This window comes from Stenotrophomonas sp. 169, assembly GCF_014621775.1.
Lineage (GTDB): Bacteria > Pseudomonadota > Gammaproteobacteria > Xanthomonadales > Xanthomonadaceae > Stenotrophomonas.
The window spans coordinates 3,320,971-3,340,328 of sequence record NZ_CP061204.1 but is presented as its reverse complement, the minus strand read 5'-3'; the positions used below and the strand labels follow the sequence as shown (position 1 = coordinate 3,340,328).

Sequence of the window (19,358 nt, the reverse complement as noted above, 5' to 3'; positions counted from 1 at the left end):
TATAATCATCGGCAGTTCCCACCTGTTGCCTGCCATCCGTGGATACGTCCCTGAAACAGCGTTTGATCGGTGCCATCGTCCTGGTGGCCCTCGCCGTGATTTTCCTGCCGATGCTGGTGACCGGCCCTGCCCGCAACAGCACCGCTGACAGCGTGCCGCTGGAGGTGCCCGGTGCGCCTGCCAATGCGCAGTTTGAAACGCGCGAGCTGCCCCTGGCCGCCCCCACCGGTGGCAACAGTGGCCTGGGCGGCGCTGCGCCGTTGCAGGAAGCGGCCACGGGTGCGCCGCCTGTCGTCGATACCAGCCCGGCCGTTGCCGCGGGCGATTTTGCCGTCAGTTTTGGCGCCTATGCGAGCAAGGCTGATGCTGATGCGGTGATCGCGCACCTGAAGGGCGCGAAGCTGCCGGGCTTCAGTGAACAGACCACCATCAGTGGCAAGCAGGCCTGGCGGGTCCGTGTCGGCCCGTTCGCCGACCGCGCCCAGGCCGAGTCGGCGCGCCTGCAGGCAGTGAAGATCCGCAGCGATGTTCGCGCTGAGGTGGTCACGCTGGATGCAGCGTCTGACAGCCCGGCAGCCGCCACGGCGGCCGCGCGGGCGCCGGCTGCCGCAGCGACCACCGCACCGTTGGCGGGCAATCCGGTACAGACGCAGGCCTTGCCGGAAACGGCCCCTTCCGCCGCGACGCCGCCGCCCGCTCCCAAGCCGGCGCCAACGCCTGCCGCAGAGACCAAGGCCATCGCCGCGAAGGTCGAGCCGAAGCCGGCTGCCAAGCCGGCGGCAGCGCCTGCCGCCGCACCGGAAGTGAAAGCGCCCGCCGCGCCTGCCGCCAATGGCGTGGGCTTCGCGGTGCAGTTGGGTGCCTTTGCGCAGACCGCCGACGCCAATGCGCTGCGCGACAAGGCGCGCGCTGCAGGGTTCAGCGCCATCGTCGACCAGGTGCGCACCGACAAGGGCACCCTCAGCCGGGTACGTGTCGGTCCGGTCGCCAGCCGTGCCGAGGCCGATCAGTTGAAGGCCCAGGTGGCTTCCCGCATCGGTGTGGCCGGCATGGTCAGACCGCACCCCTGATGACGGACCGTCAGCGCCCCGCCTGCAGGAACCCGATCGCATGATCGACATCGTGCTGGCTGCGCTGATCGCCATCTCCACCTTGCTCGGGTTCGTGCGCGGCTTCGTCGGCATCGTCGTGGGCACGCTGTCCTGGCTGCTGGCCGGGTGGGCTGCCTTCCAGTTCGGCAATCCGGTCGCCCATCTCTGGTCGGCCCCGGCGGCACCCGGTAACGGCCATCTCGTCGGGGGCTACGTGACCGTTTTCGTGGCCGTGCTGGTGGTGGTGACGGTACTCGGCATGCTGCTGCGCACCGGCCTGCGGATGGCCCTGCTGGGCGGCGCCGACCGCATGCTTGGCGGCGCGCTGGGCCTGGTCCGCGGTGGGTTCATCAGTGCCGTACTGCTGCTGATGGCCACATTCACCCCACTCACGGCTGAACCGGTATGGCAGCAGTCCTACCTGCGTGGCGCACTGCAGCCCGTGGTGGGCTGGATGGATGCGCAGCTGCCGGACGTATCGCGGCCGATGCAGAACCTCGAGCGCATGGTGCCCAAGGGCATGCCGTCATCGCTTGACGGTCTGGTGCCGTCCGGGCTGCCGTCCCTGCCGAAGGACGGTTTGTCACCTTCTATGCAGAGCCTGTTGGGAAAGCCGACCGCGACAGGCGATAATGGCGTCCTCGGCGAGGTGGTGGCGGGACGCGGATGGCCGCGTAACGTGGACCCGGCCAGGGGCGCGGCGAGCGAGTCCGCGAACGCCCCGGCACTGCCCGCGAACATCGAGTCGGCGCCTGAGCGTCCAGATCCTGCCGCTGTCCCGTGAGGCGGCTCCCCGGCCAGGCACGGCCAACATCCCTGTAGATGGGCAACGCCCAGCGGAGATAACGCAACATGTGTGGCATCGTCGGAATCGTCGGCAACCAGAACGTCGCCGGGCAGCTCTATGACGGCCTGACCGTCCTCCAGCATCGTGGCCAGGACGCGGCAGGCATCGCCACCGTCGATGGCACCCGCCTGCGTGTGCAGAAGGCCAATGGCCTGGTCCGCGACGTGTTCGACGCGCGCACCATGTCCACGCTGGAAGGGCGCGTCGGCATCGCCCACGTGCGGTACCCGACCGCCGGGTCGGAGGGCATGGACGAAGCGCAGCCGTTCTACGTCAACTCGCCGTATGGCATCGCATTGGCCCACAACGGCAACCTGATCAATACCGAAGACCTGCGTCGCCAGGTGTTCGAGCAGGACCGCCGCAACGTCAACACCGATTCGGACAGCGAAGTGCTGCTGAACGTGTTCGCCTACGAACTGGATGCACAGCGCCAGCTGACGCCGGAAGCCGCGATCCGTGCCGTGTCCCACGTGCACCGTCGCTGCAAGGGCGGCTACGCCGTGGTCAGCGTGGTGCTGGGGCTGGGCCTGGTGGCCTTCCGCGATCCGCACGGCATCCGTCCGCTGGTGCTGGGCAAGCGCAGCCACGCCGAAGGCGATGAATACATCGTGGCCTCCGAATCCGCCGCGCTGGACGTGCTGGGTTTCCAGCGCATCCGCGATGTGCAGCCGGGCGAAGCGCTGGTGATCACCGCGCGCGGCGAGCTGTTCTCCGAGATCTGCTCCGAGCCGGCCGAGCACACCCCGTGCATCTTCGAGTACGTGTACTTCGCTCGTCCCGATTCGATGATCGACAACGTGTCGGTGCACAAGGCGCGCATGCGCATGGGCATCAAGCTGGGCGAGAAGATCCTGCGCCTGCGCCCGGATCACGACATCGACACCATCATTCCGATTCCCGATACCTCACGCGATGCCGCGCTGGAAATTTCCAACACGCTCGGCGTGAAGTACCGCGAAGGCTTCATCAAGAACCGCTACATCGGCCGCACCTTCATCATGCCGGGGCAGGGCGAGCGCGTGAAGTCCGTGCGCCGCAAGCTCAACCCGATCCACCTGGAGTTCCGCAACCGCGTGGTGCTGCTGGTCGATGACTCGATCGTGCGCGGCACCACCAGCCAGCAGATCGTGCAGATGGCGCGCGATGCCGGCGCGCGCAAGGTCTACCTGGCCAGCGCGGCACCGCCGGTGCGCTACCCGAACATCTACGGCATCGACATGCCGGCCGCCGAAGAACTGGTCGCGCACAACCGCAGCGTGGCGGAAATCGAAGCGCACCTGGGCTGCGACTGGCTGATCTACCAGGACATCGAAGACATGGAAGCGGCAGTGCGCGAGGGCAACCCGGCGCTGCAGAACTTCGATTCCTCGTGCTTCAACGGGCATTACCCGACCGGTATCGAGCCGGGCTACTTCGAACGCATCCAGCAGTTGCGCTCGGACGACGCCAAGCACATGCGCCGCGCCTGAACGTGACGGCGGAGGATCTGCAGGGCACCGGCATGCCCGACGTCGGCGGTGACCTGCTGCGCGCTGCGCAGCAGTGTCTGGCCGAGGCCGATCCGCTGCGCAAGGTCGCGCTGACCCAAGCGTACGCCGCCGCGTTTCGTCGGGGTGCGTTGAAGGTCCCTGCCGATGCGGCACCGCCGGCGCCGATCCGCATGCCGGGTCGGCCGGCGCACCTGCAGCTGGTGCTGCCGCGTGAGGTGCCGCGTCGGCGCCTCGGCAGCAGCGCGGGGCGCGCGGCGTTCATCCATGCCATCGCGCATATCGAGCTCAATGCGATCGATCTGGCCTGGGACGCGGTGTATCGCTTCCGGGGCCTGCCTGCTGCGTTCCATGCCGACTGGGTCAGCTGCGCCGACGACGAATCGCGGCATTTCATGCTGCTGCGCGAGCGGCTGTTGGCCAATGGCCACGACTATGCGGATTTCCCCGCGCACAACGGCCTGTGGCAGATGTGCGAAAAGACTGCCCACGACGGCCTGGCGCGCATGGCCTTGGTGCCGCGCGTGCTCGAAGCGCGCGGCCTGGATGTCACGCCGCTGATGATGGAAAAGCTGCGTGCGGCCGGTGACGATGAAACCGCCGACGTGCTGGAGATCATCCTGCGCGAGGAAGTGGCGCATGTTGCCGCGGGGTCGCGCTGGTACCGCTGGTACTGCGAGAAGGAAGGCGTCGAGCCGCGTTCGCGCTTCAAGGAACTGCTGCAGGAATATGCCGGCGGCTACCTGCATGGCCCGTTCAACATCGAAGCGCGCCTGTTGGCGGGCTTCGATGCGGATGAGCTGGCGAACCTGATCGAGCAGGCCGACCACGTCGGGAAACCCGCTGCGCTCGCCGAGCATGGCTCGGCGCTACCAGACCCGCTATCCCGGTAGCGCCGAGCCACGCTCGGCGGAGTGCCGGCCGCGTACGTCGCCCCCACCCCGCGTATGCGCCTCATGCGTTGCGCAACACCACGCGCTTGCCGTCGTCAGTTGGCCGGTTGATATAGAACAGACCTGGGCCCGGGCGGTACGGCAATTCGCTCACTCCCGCATCGGCGGCATAGGTCAGCGCGGTGTCTCCCAGCGCATCGAAGTTCCAATGCGCGGACTGCATCACGTAGCGCTGTTTCAGCAGCGTTTCCTGTGCTGCATCCAGGTGGTCTCCACGCAACAGCGTCGCGGCGATGCCGTCCAGTTCCGTCGGCAGCGCCCACGCCGCCACGTCCTCTGGCGAACGCGCCCAGCGCACGTCCGCCGCCGCCGCGCGGGCATGCATCACGCGCAGCGCCACCAGCTGGTAGCGCCAATCGATGGGACGTTTGAGCACAACGGCCGAGTACACATACAAGGTTGGCGTGGGCAGGGCGCTGCGGCTGCCCGCTTGGCGCTGGCGCAGCCACTGGTGCCAGGTATCCACCCAGATCGTGCGTGCATCCAGTTGCAGCTGTTGCCGCCACCGTGCAGCCGCCTGCTCGGCGCGCTGGTGGCTGGCCGTGGCCTGCAGCCACGCCAGATCCGGCGTGGCGAAATCGGCAAATGGATGCCGTCGCACCTGTTCGCTGCGCGGCCGGGTCAGCAGCTTCGGCCCTTCTTCAGTCTGGTCGTAACCGCCGCCGATGTTGGCATGCACGCCAGGCAGCAGCCGCTCTTCGTGCTCCGGCGCCACCGTGGTCAAGGCGAAATGGTGGCGATGCTCATCGCGTGCGACGAGCTGCAGCACCTTGCCGGCGATGCCGGTGGGCAGGGACAGGCGCGGCGGCTGCTCCGTACGCCGCCCGCGGATGGCCGCCACGGTGTCGAACAGACCGATGAAGCCGATCACCGGACGCAGCAGCGCGAACGCCGGATCCACCCGCAGCCCGGCCTCGCGCAGCAGGCCCAGCCAGTGCGCGGCATCCCAGCCCGCGATCTGGTTGGCGACATCGCGTGCAGCAGCGGCGCCGCGCGAATACCCGAACAAGTCCACCCGGATGGCCTGCACCGGTGCGGTCCAGCGCCCGGCGAGCTGCGCCAGCGCCGTGGGCAGTTGCGTCTCCAGCGCGCGACGGACCTTGGCTTTCACCCCCGTCGCGCCGACCCCGAACGCCAAGCCGATCAGATCATCGGGTTGGCCATCACGGGTACCGGTGCCTTCGGTGTACAGCGCAACGCTCGGGGTGATGGCATCGGCGTGCCGTCCATCGGGATACAGCGCATGCAGGCGTGCGACGTTGGTCAGACCGTTGTCGAAGCTGCTGGTGAGGCGGCTGTTGTAAGGCGAGGCATCATCCGCACGCAGGTTGGCCGGCAGCGCGGTGGGCGGGGCACGCGCCGCAGCGGGGCGCAGGGAAAGATTGTGGGCGTTGTTGCGCGTGCCATCGAAGAACAGGCCGATCGTCAGCAGGCCTGCCTGCGCGTGTCCGTCGTTGCTCATCATTGACCCCTCCGTACCGCGACAGTAGCGCGGCGCCGCGCGGGAGGGAACTTCAACGCCAGCGGGATTACAGGCGCTGCAGCGCCATCTCACCCGCGGTGACGCGCAGCACCGACCCCTGCTCGTACCAGTCACCCAGCACGATGCGGGTGCATGGGTGTCCTCCCACGTCTAACGTATGCACCGCCGGGCGGTGGGTGTGGCCATGGATCATCGTACTCACGCCGTAGCGGACGAAGGTCGCCTGCACTTCATCCGGCGCCACATCGGTGACGGTCTCGAACTGCGCGCGGTCACCCTGCTTCATCTCCGACTGCCGGCTCTGGCTGGCATCACGCGCCTTCTGCGCGAAGGCAATGCGCGCCGCCAACGGCTGCGCGAGGAACTGCGCCTGGAAGGCCGGGTCGCGGGTCTGCGCACGGAACTGCTGGTAGGGAAGGTCATCGGTGCACAGCAGGTCGCCGTGCTGCAGCAGCACCGGCTTGCCGTACAGATCGATCACACAGGGGTCGGGCAGTATCCGCATGCCCGCGCGCGCGGCATAGGCCTCGCCGAGCAGGAAGTCCCGGTTGCCCCGGATGAAGTAGACCGGGACCCCGGCATCGGCCACTGCTTTCAGCGCGATGGCCACCGCATCCGCAGCAGGCGAGGGCGTGTCATCGCCGATCCAGGCCTCGAACAGGTCACCCAGGACGTACAGCGCGTCGGCCGTCATGGCCTCCTTGCGCAGGAAGGCGAGGAACAGGTCAGTGATGGCCGGACGGCTGGCATCCAGATGCAGGTCGGCAATGAACAACGTAGTCATGCCGTCATTCTACCGTCGGTGGCTGGATCGTGAAGTGGATGCCCGCAGGAGCCGGTGTGCGTCTACACCGACAGCGGCAACCAGGCCAGGCTGGCCCACGCCAGCAGCCCGGCGATGCCGGTCGCCGCCAACACGTCGCTCGGGTAGTGCAGTCCGAGCACCACGCGTGATGCCGCCACGCACAGGGTGAACGGCACCAGCAGCGGTGCCAGCCACGGGTAGTACGCCAGCGCCACGATGGTGAAAGACACCGCGTGCAGCGTGTGCCCGGACGGAAAACTGAACTCATCCAGCGGCGCCACCCATGCGCGGATGCGCAGGTCGGCCTTGTACGGACGCGGACGCCGGGTCCAGCGCTTCAGGCCTTTGTAGAGCAGCAGGGCGGCCAGTCCGGTCGCCGCCATGTGGGTACTGGCGCGCAGTCCGTCCATGCCGTCCACCAGCACCAGCGCGCCCATCAGCACATACCAGAACACGCCATCGCCCAGCCGGCTGATCGACGCGAACACGGAGCGGATGCGGCGACGGCGGCAGTAAAGATTGGCCCGCCGGCACCAGCGGGTCTCGCGGCCGAGCAACAGATCAAGCGGCGTGGTGCGCATGGAGCCTCCGGGCGTGGGCAAGTTCGGCGAGCAGGGCATCGAACTCAGCGACAACATGCTGGGGATGCAGGCGTTTCATGTCCCGTGCGGCCTGGCCGCCCAACGTCCGGCGCAGTGCATCGTCGCCTGCCAGTCGCAGCGTCGCCTCGATGAACTGCTCGTCGGTGTCCACCGAGGCCCCGTTCTCGCCATTGCGCAGGTACTCGCGGGCCGCACCGTAGTCGAACGCGACCGTGGCGACGCCGCTGGCCATGGCTTCCAGCGTCACGTTGCCGAAGGTTTCGCTGCGGCTGGGAAACAGAAACAGATCACCGCTGGCGAAGTGACGCGACAGCGCTTCGCCGCGCTGCACGCCGCAGAACAGGAAATCTGGGTTCTCATGGGCCAGCTTGGCACGCGCCGGCCCGTCGCCGACGAACACGAAGCGCGCTTTCGGACGCAGCTGCTGCAGGCGCCGGAACGCCTTCACCGCCAGGCCGAGGTTTTTTTCCGCGGCGATGCGCCCCACGTAGATGGCGGCGAATCCCGTACCGTCGATGCCCCAGTCTTCGCGCAGCGCCGGGTCGCGCTTGGCCGGATCGAACTGCTGGCTGTCCACCGCCCGGGCCAGCAGGCGAACCCGCTCGAAGCCTTCGCCCGTGAGGAACTCCTGCAGCTCGCGGGTGGGCACCAGGGTGGCGTCCGCCTGGTTATGGAATCGCCGCATCCAGCGCAGCGCAGCGGCCTGCAACCAGGCCACGCCGTAGTCGGGCAGGTATTCGTCGAAGCGCGTATGGAAGCCGGTGGCGACCGGGATGCCCAGCCGCCGAGCGCAGCGCAGCGCTGACCAGCCCAGTGGGCCTTCGGTGGCGATGTAGATCGCATCGGGGCGCTGTGCCTGCCAATGGCGCCCCAACCGGAGCGGTGCAGGCAGACCGAAGCGCAGGCCGGGGTAACGCGGCAGGGCCGCACCGGGCACCAGGAACGTCCCGTCCAGCGGCGCGCTGTCGGCCACCTGGCGAGGCCGGATCAGGTCCACCTCATGCCCGGCCTGGCGCAGGCCCAGTTCCAGCCCCTGCACGGTCAGGGCCACGCCGTTGACTTCCGGAGGATAGGTCTCGGTGACGATCGCGTAGCGCATGGGGCTCTCCCGTTTGTGGGCATGCTGTGCGCTGGCCATGTCCCTGCCGTGACCGCATTGCGACCGTCGCATGACGGGTGGTGGGTCGAACGGGTTGGACCCCCTCGCGGCGGGCTGGAAAGCCGCATCTGACGCTGGGCCGGGCGGTGGGGCTGTGCGGGGGACGCGCACAAGTACGTCCATGTAGCGCTCGTTTCGCGCCATCCATGGCGCTCAACGCCCCCGCCCAGCCCCACCGCCCGGCCCCTGACAGGTTCCGTGGCCGCCCGCCGCGTATGAAAAAAGAAGCAAAGCGGTAGCGCCGACCCATGGTCGGCGAGCGCAGCGGGCCGTTGGCGGGAGAGTCCGCCGACCTTGCTCAGGCCACGAACGGCTTGAACTGGATACCCAGTCCGGCCATGCCGTCGACTTCGCCGATCAGGTCGGCGCGCAGCAGGGGCCGCGGATCAATGAAGGCCTGCGGGACGATCAGCGACAGCCGATCTTCTTCTGCGGTGAGCTCCAGCGCCGGCAACGGCGTGGACTCATGCGCGCGGTTGACCAGCACCGCCAGCCGCAGCAGGGCGGCCAGCCGGCGCGCCGGCACCACCAGGCGCTCGGGCAGTGCCTCGAAGGCACTCTTGGGCACATTGCGCCGATGCGTGCGCACCAGCGCCGCCAGCATGTGCTGCTCCTGGCGCGAGAACCCGGCGATATCCGAGTTTTCCAGCAGATAGCTGCCGTGGGTGTGGTAACCGCTGTGCGCGATCATCAGGCCCATCTCGTGCAGGCGTGCCGCCCAGGACAGCATGCGTGCGTCATCCGCTTCCAGCTTCCAGGTGTCCTGCACCTGGTCGAACAACGCCAACGCCGTGGCCTGTACGCGGTCCGCCTGCGCGACGTCGATGTCATAGCGCACGGTCAATGCGTCGATCGACACATCGCGCGGATCGTTCTCGCCGGCGCGGCCGACGATGTCGTACAGAATGCCTTCGCGCATCGCCGCCTTGCTGACCAGCAGCTTCTGCAGGCCCAGGGCCTGGAACGCCGCCTCCAGCACCAGCACGCCACCGGCAATGATCGGCCGACGATCGCCACCCAGTCCGGGCAGCACGATGTCCTCGATCTTCTTCGCCTTCAGCAGTTCGTCGCGCAACTGCGGCAGGGCCTCGGCCGTGATCGCGCCCTTGCTCAGTTTCATCGTCGCGCAGATTTCACTGATCGCCTTGTGCGTACCCGACGATCCCAGTGCCTCGTCCCAGCCCAGCGCCCGGTACTTGCTGGCAAAGGGCTGGAACTCCCGGCCGATCTCGGCCAGCGCGTCTTTCCAGCGCTTGCGGCTGAGCTTGCCACCGGGGAAGAAACGCCGCGTACTGGCAATGCAGCCCGCCTGCAGGCTTTCGCGCTCCAGGGTCTGCATGCCCGATCCGATGATGAACTCGGTGGAGCCGCCGCCGATGTCGATCACCAGGCGGCGCTGGCCTTCTTTCGGCGGCTGTGCGTGGGCCACGCCCAGGTAGATCAGGCGCGCTTCTTCGCGACCGCTGACCACCTCGATGGAATGGCCCAGCGCGGTCTCGGCCGGCATCAGGAACGCCTGCGGCGAGCGCAGTTGGCGCACGGTGTTGGTGGCCAGTGCACGCACGCGGTGCGGTGGTACATCGCGGATGCGCTGGCCGAAACGGGCCAGGCATTCCAGCGCGCGCTGGCGCGCCTCGCTGGACAGTCCGCCCTTTCCGTCCAGGCCATCGGCCATGCGCACGGTCTCGCGCAGGCGATCCACTACACGCAGTTGCCCCAGCGTGTAACGGGCGATGACCATGTGGAAACTGTTGGAGCCAAGGTCGATGGCGGCCAGCAGGTCACCATCGTTGAGCGCGGGGGAAGTCGTGGTATGCGGCATGCGCAGATAGTAGCCGAAGGCGGGTGCTGCTCGTCACCGCACCGCCTTCACGTCATTGCACTGCAGCGGCCGTCAAAGCCCCTGCATCAGCCCCATCTGTGCCGAATGCGGTGCCTCATCGTGCGCCGGTGCCAGTTTCACGTAGCGCCCGTCGGCCTGTAGTTCCCAGGCATTGAGGTTGTCATCCAGGTAGTTCTGCAGCACCTCGCGGTACACGCGGCGGGCCAGCGCCGGATCCAGGATCGGGAAGCCGGTTTCCACCCGCCGCAGCAGGTTGCGTTCCAGCCAGTCCGCACTGGCGCAATACAGTTCCGGCGCGCCGTCGTTGCCGAACCAGTACACCCGGCTGTGTTCCAGGAAACGGCCGACGATCGAGCGCACGCGGATGGTGTCGGACACCCCCGGGACGCCCGGCCGCAACGTGCACGCACCGCGGATGATCAGGTCGATCTGCACGCCCGCCTGCGAGGCGGCATACAGCGCACGCACCACCTGCGGTTCGTTGAGGGCATTCATCTTGGCGATGATGCGCGCGGGATGGCCGGCCTTGGCGATGGCGGTCTCGCGTTCGATGCGCTTGAGCACGCCGGTATGCAGGGTGAAGGGAGACTGCAGCAGGTGCTTCAGCTTGGCCTTGGAGGCCAGTCCGGACAGCTGCTGGAACAGCAGGTGCACGTCATTGCCGATGTCCGCATCGGCGGTGATCAGGCTGATGTCGGTGTAGGCGCGTGCGGTGCCACTGTGATAATTGCCGGTGCCCAGATGTACGTAGCGGCGCAGCTTGCGGCCTTCGCGACGCACGATCAGCAGCATCTTGGCGTGGGTCTTGAAGCCGACCACGCCGTACACCACCTGCACGCCGGCTTCCTGCAGGCGATCGGCCAGGCCCAGGTTGGCCTCTTCGTCGAAGCGCGCACGCAGTTCCACCACCACGGTGACGTCCTTGCCGTTGTGCGCGGCCTGGATCAGCGCCTCCACGATCAGCGAGTCCTTGCCGGTGCGGTACAGCGTCTGCTTGATCGCCAGGACGTTCGGATCCACCGCGGCCTGCTTGATCAGGTCCAGCACCGTGCCGAACGAGTCGAACGGGTGGTGCAGCAGCACATCCTGGCGGGCCACGGTTTCGAAGATGCCGTCCCCTTCGCGCGTGGTGCGCGGGGACATCGGCGGGTACTTCAGGTCCGGGCGTGCCAGCACGTCATACAACTGGATGACGCGGTTGAGGTTGACCGGGCCATCGATGTAATAGACCGCGTTCTCGGTCAGGCCGAAGTTCTGCAGCAGGGTGCGCACGATGTCACGTGGCGTGTCCTGGGCGATCTCCAGGCGCACCGCCGGCCGGTAGCCGCGGTCCACCAGCTCATCGCGCAGTGCCAGTGCCAGGTTCTCCACTTCTTCTTCGTCCACCACCAGCTCGGAATTGCGGGTGACGCGGAACTGGTACGCGCCCTCGACCTCCATCCCCGGGAACAGCTCATCGACGAACGCCGACAGCATCGAGGACAGGAACACGAAGTTCTGCCCACCGCCCAGCCGCTCCGGCAGCTGGATGATGCGCGGCAGCGAGCGCGGAGCGCGCACGATGGCCAGGTGGCCACTGCGGCCGAACGCATCCACGCCCTTGAGCACCACCACGATGTTCAGCGACTTGTTGAGGATCTTCGGGAACGGATGCACCGGATCCAGGCCGAGCGGCGACAGCACCGGCATGATCTCGTTGCGGAAATAGGCGCGCAGCCAGCGTTTCTGCCGGTGCGTCCACGAGTGGCGGCCCAGCACGCCGATGCCGGCGTCCTGCAGGGCAGGGCGCAGCACGTCGTTCCAGCAACGGTACTGCTGGTCCACCAGCTCGGCGGCGCGGTCATGGATGGCGTTGAGAATCGCCTGCGGGCTCATGCCGTCCGGCGCCGGCGGCAGGCCGAACTCCTGGGCGTGGCGCACGGCGGCAGCACGGATCTCGAAGAATTCGTCCAGGTTCGTGCAGGAAATGCACATGAAGCGCAGACGCTCCAGCAGCGGCACCTGGGCGTCCAGCGCCTGCGCCAGCACGCGGAAGTTGAAGTCCAGCTGGGACAGCTCACGGTTGATGTAAAGCGCCGGATCCCGCAGTGGATCGGCTTCCGGATTCAGGGGAACGGGGAGGGATCCAAGGCTGCTCATGATGTCAATCTTCGGCGTGGTGATGGGGAGCCGTCTCACGCACGCGTACGTGCTCGGCGTCGAAATGGCAGGAAAACGTCGAGCCCTTGCCGACCTCGCTTTGGATTTCCAGGCGGGCGTGGTGCAGGCCGAGGATGTGCTTGACGATGGACAGGCCCAGGCCGGTGCCGCCGCTTTCGCGCGAACGGCTGCTGGACACGCGGTAGAACCGCTCGGTCAGGCGCGGCAGGTGGTTGGCCGGGATGCCGTAGCCGGTGTCACGCACCGCCAGCATCACCCCGTCGCCTTCGCGGCTGAAGGTCACCCGCACCTGGCCGTCCACAGGGGTGTAGCGCACGGCATTGGTGACCAGGTTGGAGAACGCACTGTGCAGTTCCTTGATGGATCCGCTCAGGTCCACGCCAGCCAGGTCTTCCACGGTGATCTTGTGCCGGCCCTGGCTGTGCGCTTCGGCTTCGCGCCGCAGGGTGGCCAGCATCGGCAGCATGGCCACGGTCTCGGCCTCGCCGGTTTCCTGCGATTCCAGCCGTGACAGGGTCAGCAGGTCTTCCACCAGTTGGGCCATGCGCTGGCTCTGCTTGCGCATTTCTTCCAGCATCGGCCCGGTGCCCGGGAAATCCTCCGGGTCCATCATGTCCAGGTAACCGTGCACCACGGTCAGGGGGGTGCGCAGCTCGTGCGACACGTTGGCCACGAAGTCACGGCGCACCTGTTCCAGCCGCAGCAGCTTGCTGACATCGCGGGCAATCAGCAGCCAGTGGTCGGACGAATACGGAATCAGGCGCAGGTTGAGGCGGATCGCCGGATCGACCGGCGAAGCGACGTCCAGAATGGGTTCGGCATTGCGGCCGCCGGCCAGCCAATGTGCCAGCGGCATCGGTTGCAGGCGCTGCACCAGCGCCTGGCCCAGATCGCCGGGATGGTGCAGGCCGAGCAGCGTGGTGGCGGCTTCGTTGAACCACTGCACGCGCTGGCTGTTGCGGTCCAGCACCACCACCGCGTCGGGCAGGGCGGCGGCGGCGGCGCGGTAGCTGCGCAGCATGTCCAGCAGGCGGCGCTTGCGCACGCGCATTTCGTGCTGGTTGCGCGATACCACGCGGTCCAGCTCGTTCCAAACGCCGGCACCCTCGGCGATCTCCCAGCGCTGGCGCGCGGTCAACCGGCCCAGCACCCGGCGCAGACGCCAGTAATGCCAGCCCAGTGCGCCGATCGCCGCCACGGCGAGCCCCATCCAGACATCGCCCAGCAACGCACCCACCACGCCGGCCAACACCAGCACCGTGGCCAGGGTGGCCAGGGTCTTCAACCAGGCAGAACGGATGTGACGCGGCATTGCAGGTACCAGTGAAAGTGAATGAAGAAGGTCGCCCAGCCCCGCACTGTAGCGGGGTGGCGCGACAGGCGATCAGGTAGAGGTGGAAAAACGATAACCGGCGCCGCGCACGGTCTGCACCATGTTCTCCGCGTTGAACGGTTCCAGCGTCTTGCGCAGGCGGCGGATGTGCACGTCGATGGTGCGCTCCTCCACATACACGCTGCCGCCCCACACATGGTCCAGCAGCTGGGTGCGGGTATACACGCGCTCAGGGTGGGTCATGAAGAAGTGCAGCAGGCGGTATTCGGTCGGGCCGATCGGCACCGGCTGGTCGTTGGCGAACACGCGGTGCGCGGCGCCGTCGATACGGATCACCCCGACCGCCACGCTGCCGTCTTCGTCATCGTCGCGGGCCCGGCGCATCACGGCCCGGATACGCGCCAGCAGCTCGCGCGCGGAGAACGGCTTGACCACATAGTCATCGACGCCGGCTTCCAGCCCACCCACCCGATCATTTTCCTCACCGCGCGCGGTCAGCATGATGATCGGTACTTCGCGGGTCAGCGCTTCTTTGCGCCAGCGGCGGGCAAGGTCCAGGCCGCTGGTGCCGGGTAGCATCCAGTCCAGCAGGATCAGGTCCGGCACACGGTCGGCAATGGCCGTCTGTGCTTCGCGGGCATCGCCCGCATGGATCGGCTCGTAATCCCCTTTGCGCAGCGCAAAGGCGACCATTTCGCGGATCGCGGGTTCGTCGTCGACGATCAGGATGCGTTTCTGCACAAGGCCACCGTAATGCTCATCAGATCGGGAATGACGTCAGTAGACTACGATTTGATGACAGGTTTGTGACCCACGGCGCGCAGATGTCATACAAAACCCCCTGCGAGGTAGAGCCGAACGGTAGAGCCGACTTCAGTCGGCTACCCAAATCCCCGCCCCAATCTCCGCCCCAATCCACCTACTCAGCGCCGTTCCAGCTCCGGGTCATTCACCCCCTGCCGCCGCATCTCCAGCACCGTGGGGGTGATCGTCTCGATACGCGCATCCACCCGCGCCCGGCTGACATAGTCCAGCTCCGGCTGTCGCTTCAGTGCCTGCAGTTGCATCAGCGCCTGCTCCGGACGGCCATTGAGATAGGCCGCCTCCGCATACGCCTCACTGGCCCGGTGGCCATCGCCCGCCAATTCACTGGCCCGCGCGAAACGCTGCTGGAAGACCGGATCGTTGCCGCTTTGTGACAGCAGCGGCCGCAGCATCGCCTGTGCACGCTGGCCCGCGACCTGGCCGCCCTGTTCATTGAGGATCTGCGCGAAGGTCAGGGCGACCGGACGGCTGCCCGGATGCTGCCGCAGCAACTGTTCGAACCGCTCGTTGGCCTGGGCCGGGTGCCCCGAGCGCGATTCGGCTTCGCCCAGCGCCAGGCTCACCCACAGATTGGCCGGGTCGGCATCGTGCAGCTCAGCCAGGGCGCGCGCTGCGCCGGCCGCCCCACCGGTCCCGGTGGTCAGCTGGGCCAGCGCCTGCCCATACCGCTGCGCCGGGGTCAGGCCGCCTTTCTGGCTGCGTGACAGCGATTCGTACTCCCGCGTCAGCTCGGAAGGCGTGGGCGCACTGAGCACCCGCAGGCGCTCGCGGGCCCAGTCGAACTGGCCGCTGGCACCGCGGCTGAGCGAGCCGACCGCTACCTGCATGCCTGGCGGCAGCAGCAGGTTCTGCCGGCGCGAGATCGGATCAGACAGCCCCGGGTCGCTGGGATTCACCCGTTCCTGGCGCACGCCACCGGGGACTTCGGTGGTCAGCACCACCGTGTCCTTCTTCATCTGCTCGGCGCGCAGCTTGGCCTCGCTGATGCGGGTGGTGTTGACCGGGTGGGTGCGCAGGAAGTCCGGCACGGTGTAGCCGCCGTCGTTGCCGCGCATCGAAGCGCTCATGCGCTCGAAGAAGCCGGCCATCGCATCCACGTCGTAGCCACTGCGGGCCAGGGTGCGGATGCCCAGGCGATCAGCTTCGGATTCATTGGAGCGCGTGTAGTCGATCTGCCGCTGCTGCATCAGGCCCATGCCCGAGGCGATACTGGCCATGGTTGCGTTGCCGGCCGAATTGCCGCCGGCCTGCTGCGCGGCCACCACGGCGGCCAACATGCCCAGCAGGATCGGGATCTGGTCGCGCTGGGCCCGTTCAACACCGCGCAGCACGTGCTGCTGGGTCACATGAGCGATTTCGTGGGACAGCACGGCCGCCACTTCATCCTCGCGCTCGGCGGTCAGCACCAGCCCCGCGTTGACCCCGATATAGCCGCCCAACGTGGCGAAGGCATTGATCTGCCGGTCTTTCATCATGAAGAACGTGTAGGACTGCCGCGGCTGCGCGCTGTTGGAGCCCAGCCGGGTGCCCATGGTCTGCAGCCACTCGGTGACCAGCGGGTCGTCCAGCAGGTAGCCGTAGTTGCGCAGCTCCCGCAGCATCATTCCGCCGTACTCGGCCTGCCGTGCAGGGGTCAGCAGTTCACCCGCCGACGAGCCGATGTCGGGCAGCGATTCCTGGGCCTGGGCCAGCGGCACGGCCAGCGCGAGGGTCAGGGCGGCGGAAAGCAGCAACAGTCGCAAGCGGTCAGTCCTCGGGCAGCGTCCCACAGCGTGGCAGGCCGGGGGGAAACCTATCGTTAATCCACAGTGTTGCGGCCGTGGCGTGGATTTTCCATCAGGCCGCTACCATATACAGACAGTCGAACCGTCGTGGAGTTTCCCGTGAGCCAAGTTGAACAGCCTACCGGTGGCGCGCCCACCATCACCATTTATTCCACCGCCGTGTGCCCGTACTGCGTGGCCGCCAAGAACTTCCTCAAGAGCAAGGGCGCGCAGTGGACCGAGGTGCGCATCGACCTCGATTCAGTCGAGCGCGAGAAGATGATGGCCAAGACCCGCCGCACCAGCGTGCCGCAGATCTTCGTCGGCGACGTCCACGTGGGCGGCTACGACGACATGATGGCCCTGCACCGTGCAGGCAAGCTGGAACCGCTGCTGGCCGGGCAGGCGCAGGCATGAGCACGGCCGACGACAGCGCGGACAAGCTGGCCGAGTTCACCGCCTACCGCAAGAAGATGAACGAGCGCATCCTGGCCGAACCCAACCAGGTGGTGCGCCGCTTCTTCGCGCTGGACACGCAGACCTACCAGGCCGGCGCATTGGATGTGAAGACCAAGGAGCTGCTGGGTCTGGTGGCCTCGATGGTGCTGCGATGCGATGACTGCATCAGCTACCACGTCGCCCAGTGCAAGGAAGCCGGTGTCAGTCGCGAAGAGTTTTTCGAGACCTTCTCGGTGGGCCTGGTGGTGGGTGGATCGATCGTGATCCCGCACCTGCGCCGCGCGGTGGACTTCCTGGACCAGCTGGAAGCCGGCGCCGACGCCCCCGCCGCGCACGAGCACTGAGCCACGCTCGGCGGCTTTCCGCTGCGCTCGCCGATCACGGATCGGCGCTACCAAGGCCGCGTCATTCCGTTCGATCCGGTAGCGCCGAGCCATGCTCGGCGGCTTTCCGCTGCGCTCGCCGATCACGGATCGGCGCTACCCGGGGCAGCTCACACTTTGGTCTATTTGGGGCCTTCGACCCGGCTGAGGCATAATTGCGGGTGAAACTTACCTGCGCCGGTGCACCGGGCACCCCCGGACGGCGTTTTTCCCCCAGTTCGGAATATCGATCAATGACGCAGAAAATCACGGTCATCCGCGGCGATGGCATCGGCCCGGAGATCATGGACGCTACGCTGTACGTCCTGGACAAGCTCAACGCCGGCCTGGAATACGAAGACGCCGACGCAGGCCTGGTCGCGCTGGAGAAGCACGGCGACCTGATGCCGGCGTCCACGCTGGAGTCGATCGCGCGCAACAAGATCGCCCTGAAGAGCCCGCTCAGCACGCCGATCGGTGGTGGCTTCACCTCGATCAATGTCAGCCTGCGCCGCCACTTCGACCTGTACGCGAACGTCCGCCCGGCGCATACCTTCCCGAACACCAAGTCGCGTTTCGAGAACGTCAACCTGGTGACCGTGCGCGAGAACACCGAAGGCGCCTACCTGGCCGAAGGCCAGGAAGTGTCGGCCGATGGCGAGACCGCGTTCTCGGGCACCCGCATTACCCGCAAGGGCTCCGAGCGCATCGTGCGCTACGCCTTCGAGCTGGCCCGCGCGACCGGCCGCAAGAAGGTCACCGCGGTGCACAAGGCCAACATCATCAAGTCGACCTCGGGCCTGTTCCTGGCCGTGGCGCGCGAAGTGGCGGCCAAGTACCCGGACATCGAGTTCCAGGAAATGATCGTCGACAACTGCTGCATGCAGTTGGTGATGCGTCCGGAACAGTTCGATGTGATCGTCACCACCAACCTGTTCGGCGACATCATTTCCGACCTGTGCGCCGGTCTGGTCGGCGGCCTGGGCCTGGCCCCGGGCGCCAACATCGGTGAGAACGCGGCGATCTTCGAAGCCGTGCACGGCACCGCGCCGGACATCGCCGGCCAGGGCAAGGCCAATCCCTGCGCCCTGCTGCTGGCAGCGGCTCAGATGCTCGACCATATCGGCCAGCCCGAAAATGCCGAGCGCCTGCGCAAGGCCATCGTCGCCACGATGGAAGCCAAGGATTCGCTGACCGGCGACCTCGGCGGCACCGGCAACACCATGGGCTTCGCCCAGGCCATCGCCAGCCGCCTGTAAGCGGTCTGCGTCATCGGGTCGAGCGGGATCAGCGGGGCGCCTTCGGGCGCCTCGCTGCGTTTGCAGGGCAGGGCGCCCATCTGTGCGCATCTCGCACAGATGGGGTGCGTCCAAGGGGCTGGTTGGTGCGTGGCCGCAGGGTCACCATGGCCGCACTTCCTCCCCATCCAGGTACACCCTCATGAACATTGCAGCACTCGGCTTGGCCAGCCTGATCGGCATGGCCGCCGTCGCCCCGGTCGCCGCCGCCGAGCCGGCCCACCCCACCATCCGCCAGATGGCCGGTGCCACCGCCATTGATGCCCTGCAGGCTGACAAGACGGCCATCATCGTCATCGATTTCCAGAACGAATATTTTCCGGGCGGCCGGATGGTCATCCCGGACGGCACCACTGCCCTGAAGAACACCCGCCGCCTGATCGACGCCGCCGATGCCAAAGGCATCCGGGTGATCCACGTACAGCATGTGTTGCCGGCCGGTGCGCCGTTGTTCGCTGAAGGCGGCAAGACCGTGCAGTTCCACCCCGACATGCAGCCGCGCGCGGGCGAAACGGTCGTGCAGAAGGACAACGTCAGCGTGTTCGCCGGCCATTCGGCCGCGGTAATGGACAAGACTCTGAAGGATGCCGGCATCGACACCCTGATCATCACCGGCCTGATGACCCACGCCTGTGTGTCTGGCGCTGCCCGTGATGCCGCGGCCGCCCCGCGCGGTTACCGCGCGATCGTGTCGTCCGACGCCACGGCCACCCGTGACCTGGAGCTGGCCACCGGCGCCAAGGTGGACCACAAGACCCTGCACGCAGCCAGTCTGGCCACGCTGGAAGATACCTATGGCGACGTCATGACCACCGACGCCATCATCGGTCTGGTCAACAAGGCCAGCGCCGTCGCGCGCTGATAAGCTGGCCGCGCCCGCAGCAC

At 67.3% G+C, this 19,358-nt stretch carries 17 protein-coding genes; 8 read left to right on the top strand and 9 right to left on the bottom strand.

The features are described from left to right. Positions 1-38: 38 nt before the first annotated feature. The 4 genes from ICJ04_RS14595 to ICJ04_RS14580 all read left to right on the top strand — a co-directional run bounded on the left by ICJ04_RS14595 (position 39) and on the right by ICJ04_RS14580 (position 4,321). Positions 39-1,070 (top strand): SPOR domain-containing protein, encoded by a 1,032-nt coding sequence (locus ICJ04_RS14595; protein ID WP_188324917.1) that lies wholly within the window; start codon positions 39-41, stop codon positions 1,068-1,070. Positions 1,071-1,110: 40 nt separating this feature from the next. Further along, complete coding sequence (locus ICJ04_RS14590) at positions 1,111-1,875, top strand: CvpA family protein (protein WP_188324916.1); 765 nt, start codon at positions 1,111-1,113, stop codon at positions 1,873-1,875. 68 nt (positions 1,876-1,943) lie between these two features. Further along, positions 1,944-3,410: an amidophosphoribosyltransferase gene (purF, locus tag ICJ04_RS14585; protein WP_188324915.1), complete on the top strand. Its 1,467-nt coding sequence runs from the start codon at positions 1,944-1,946 to the stop codon at positions 3,408-3,410. A 32-nt stretch (positions 3,411-3,442) separates the two neighbouring features. Continuing rightward, on the top strand, positions 3,443-4,321 hold the full coding sequence (locus tag ICJ04_RS14580) for a ferritin-like domain-containing protein (RefSeq protein ID WP_188324914.1): 879 nt from the start codon (positions 3,443-3,445) through the stop codon (positions 4,319-4,321). A gap of 61 nt (positions 4,322-4,382) precedes the next feature. Here the strand turns inward: ICJ04_RS14580 and ICJ04_RS14575 are convergent, their stop codons facing one another. From ICJ04_RS14575 to ICJ04_RS14535, 9 genes are all read right to left on the bottom strand, one after another. Beyond that, positions 4,383-5,846 (bottom strand): DUF2235 domain-containing protein, encoded by a 1,464-nt coding sequence (locus ICJ04_RS14575; protein WP_188324913.1) that lies wholly within the window; start codon positions 5,844-5,846, stop codon positions 4,383-4,385. 64 nt (positions 5,847-5,910) lie between these two features. Beyond that, positions 5,911-6,648, bottom strand: coding sequence for a UDP-2,3-diacylglucosamine diphosphatase (gene lpxH / locus ICJ04_RS14570; RefSeq protein ID WP_188324912.1), 738 nt, complete (start codon positions 6,646-6,648; stop codon positions 5,911-5,913). A 62-nt stretch (positions 6,649-6,710) separates the two neighbouring features. After that, positions 6,711-7,250 carry a phosphatase PAP2 family protein gene (locus ICJ04_RS14565; protein ID WP_188324911.1) on the bottom strand — a complete coding sequence of 180 codons (540 nt, stop codon included), beginning with the start codon at positions 7,248-7,250 and terminating at the stop codon, positions 6,711-6,713. Continuing rightward, positions 7,231-8,370, bottom strand: coding sequence for a glycosyltransferase family 1 protein (locus ICJ04_RS14560; protein ID WP_188324910.1), 1,140 nt, complete (start codon positions 8,368-8,370; stop codon positions 7,231-7,233). Before ICJ04_RS14560 ends, ICJ04_RS14565 begins: the two co-directional genes overlap by 20 nt. A 358-nt stretch (positions 8,371-8,728) precedes the next feature. Then, positions 8,729-10,252 (bottom strand): exopolyphosphatase, encoded by a 1,524-nt coding sequence (ppx, locus tag ICJ04_RS14555; protein ID WP_188324909.1) that lies wholly within the window; start codon positions 10,250-10,252, stop codon positions 8,729-8,731. A 72-nt stretch (positions 10,253-10,324) separates the two neighbouring features. Continuing rightward, entirely contained in the window at positions 10,325-12,412 is a 2,088-nt protein-coding gene (ppk1, locus tag ICJ04_RS14550; protein ID WP_188324908.1) for a polyphosphate kinase 1, read from the bottom strand. A 4-nt stretch (positions 12,413-12,416) separates the two neighbouring features. Next, complete coding sequence (gene phoR / locus ICJ04_RS14545; protein ID WP_188324907.1) at positions 12,417-13,745, bottom strand: phosphate regulon sensor histidine kinase PhoR; 1,329 nt, start codon at positions 13,743-13,745, stop codon at positions 12,417-12,419. A 72-nt stretch (positions 13,746-13,817) separates the two neighbouring features. Next, entirely contained in the window at positions 13,818-14,507 is a 690-nt protein-coding gene (gene phoB, locus ICJ04_RS14540) for a phosphate regulon transcriptional regulator PhoB (RefSeq protein WP_188324906.1), read from the bottom strand. A 182-nt stretch (positions 14,508-14,689) separates the two neighbouring features. Beyond that, complete coding sequence (locus ICJ04_RS14535; protein ID WP_188324905.1) at positions 14,690-16,333, bottom strand: M48 family metalloprotease; 1,644 nt, start codon at positions 16,331-16,333, stop codon at positions 14,690-14,692. Between the two features lie 141 nt (positions 16,334-16,474). On the opposite strand from ICJ04_RS14535, the gene grxC reads away from it, so the two are divergent. The 4 genes from grxC to ICJ04_RS14515 all read left to right on the top strand — a co-directional run bounded on the left by grxC (position 16,475) and on the right by ICJ04_RS14515 (position 19,335). Next, positions 16,475-16,771 (top strand): glutaredoxin 3, encoded by a 297-nt coding sequence (gene grxC / locus ICJ04_RS14530; protein WP_188324904.1) that lies wholly within the window; start codon positions 16,475-16,477, stop codon positions 16,769-16,771. After that, positions 16,768-17,157, top strand: coding sequence for a carboxymuconolactone decarboxylase family protein (locus tag ICJ04_RS14525; RefSeq protein WP_188324903.1), 390 nt, complete (start codon positions 16,768-16,770; stop codon positions 17,155-17,157). Before grxC ends, ICJ04_RS14525 begins: the two co-directional genes overlap by 4 nt. Before the next feature lie 272 nt (positions 17,158-17,429). After that, positions 17,430-18,434, top strand: a complete 1,005-nt coding sequence (locus tag ICJ04_RS14520; RefSeq protein WP_188324902.1) for an isocitrate dehydrogenase — start codon at positions 17,430-17,432, stop codon at positions 18,432-18,434. A gap of 181 nt (positions 18,435-18,615) precedes the next feature. Then, positions 18,616-19,335, top strand: coding sequence for an isochorismatase family protein (locus ICJ04_RS14515; protein ID WP_188324901.1), 720 nt, complete (start codon positions 18,616-18,618; stop codon positions 19,333-19,335). Positions 19,336-19,358: the final 23 nt, after the last annotated feature.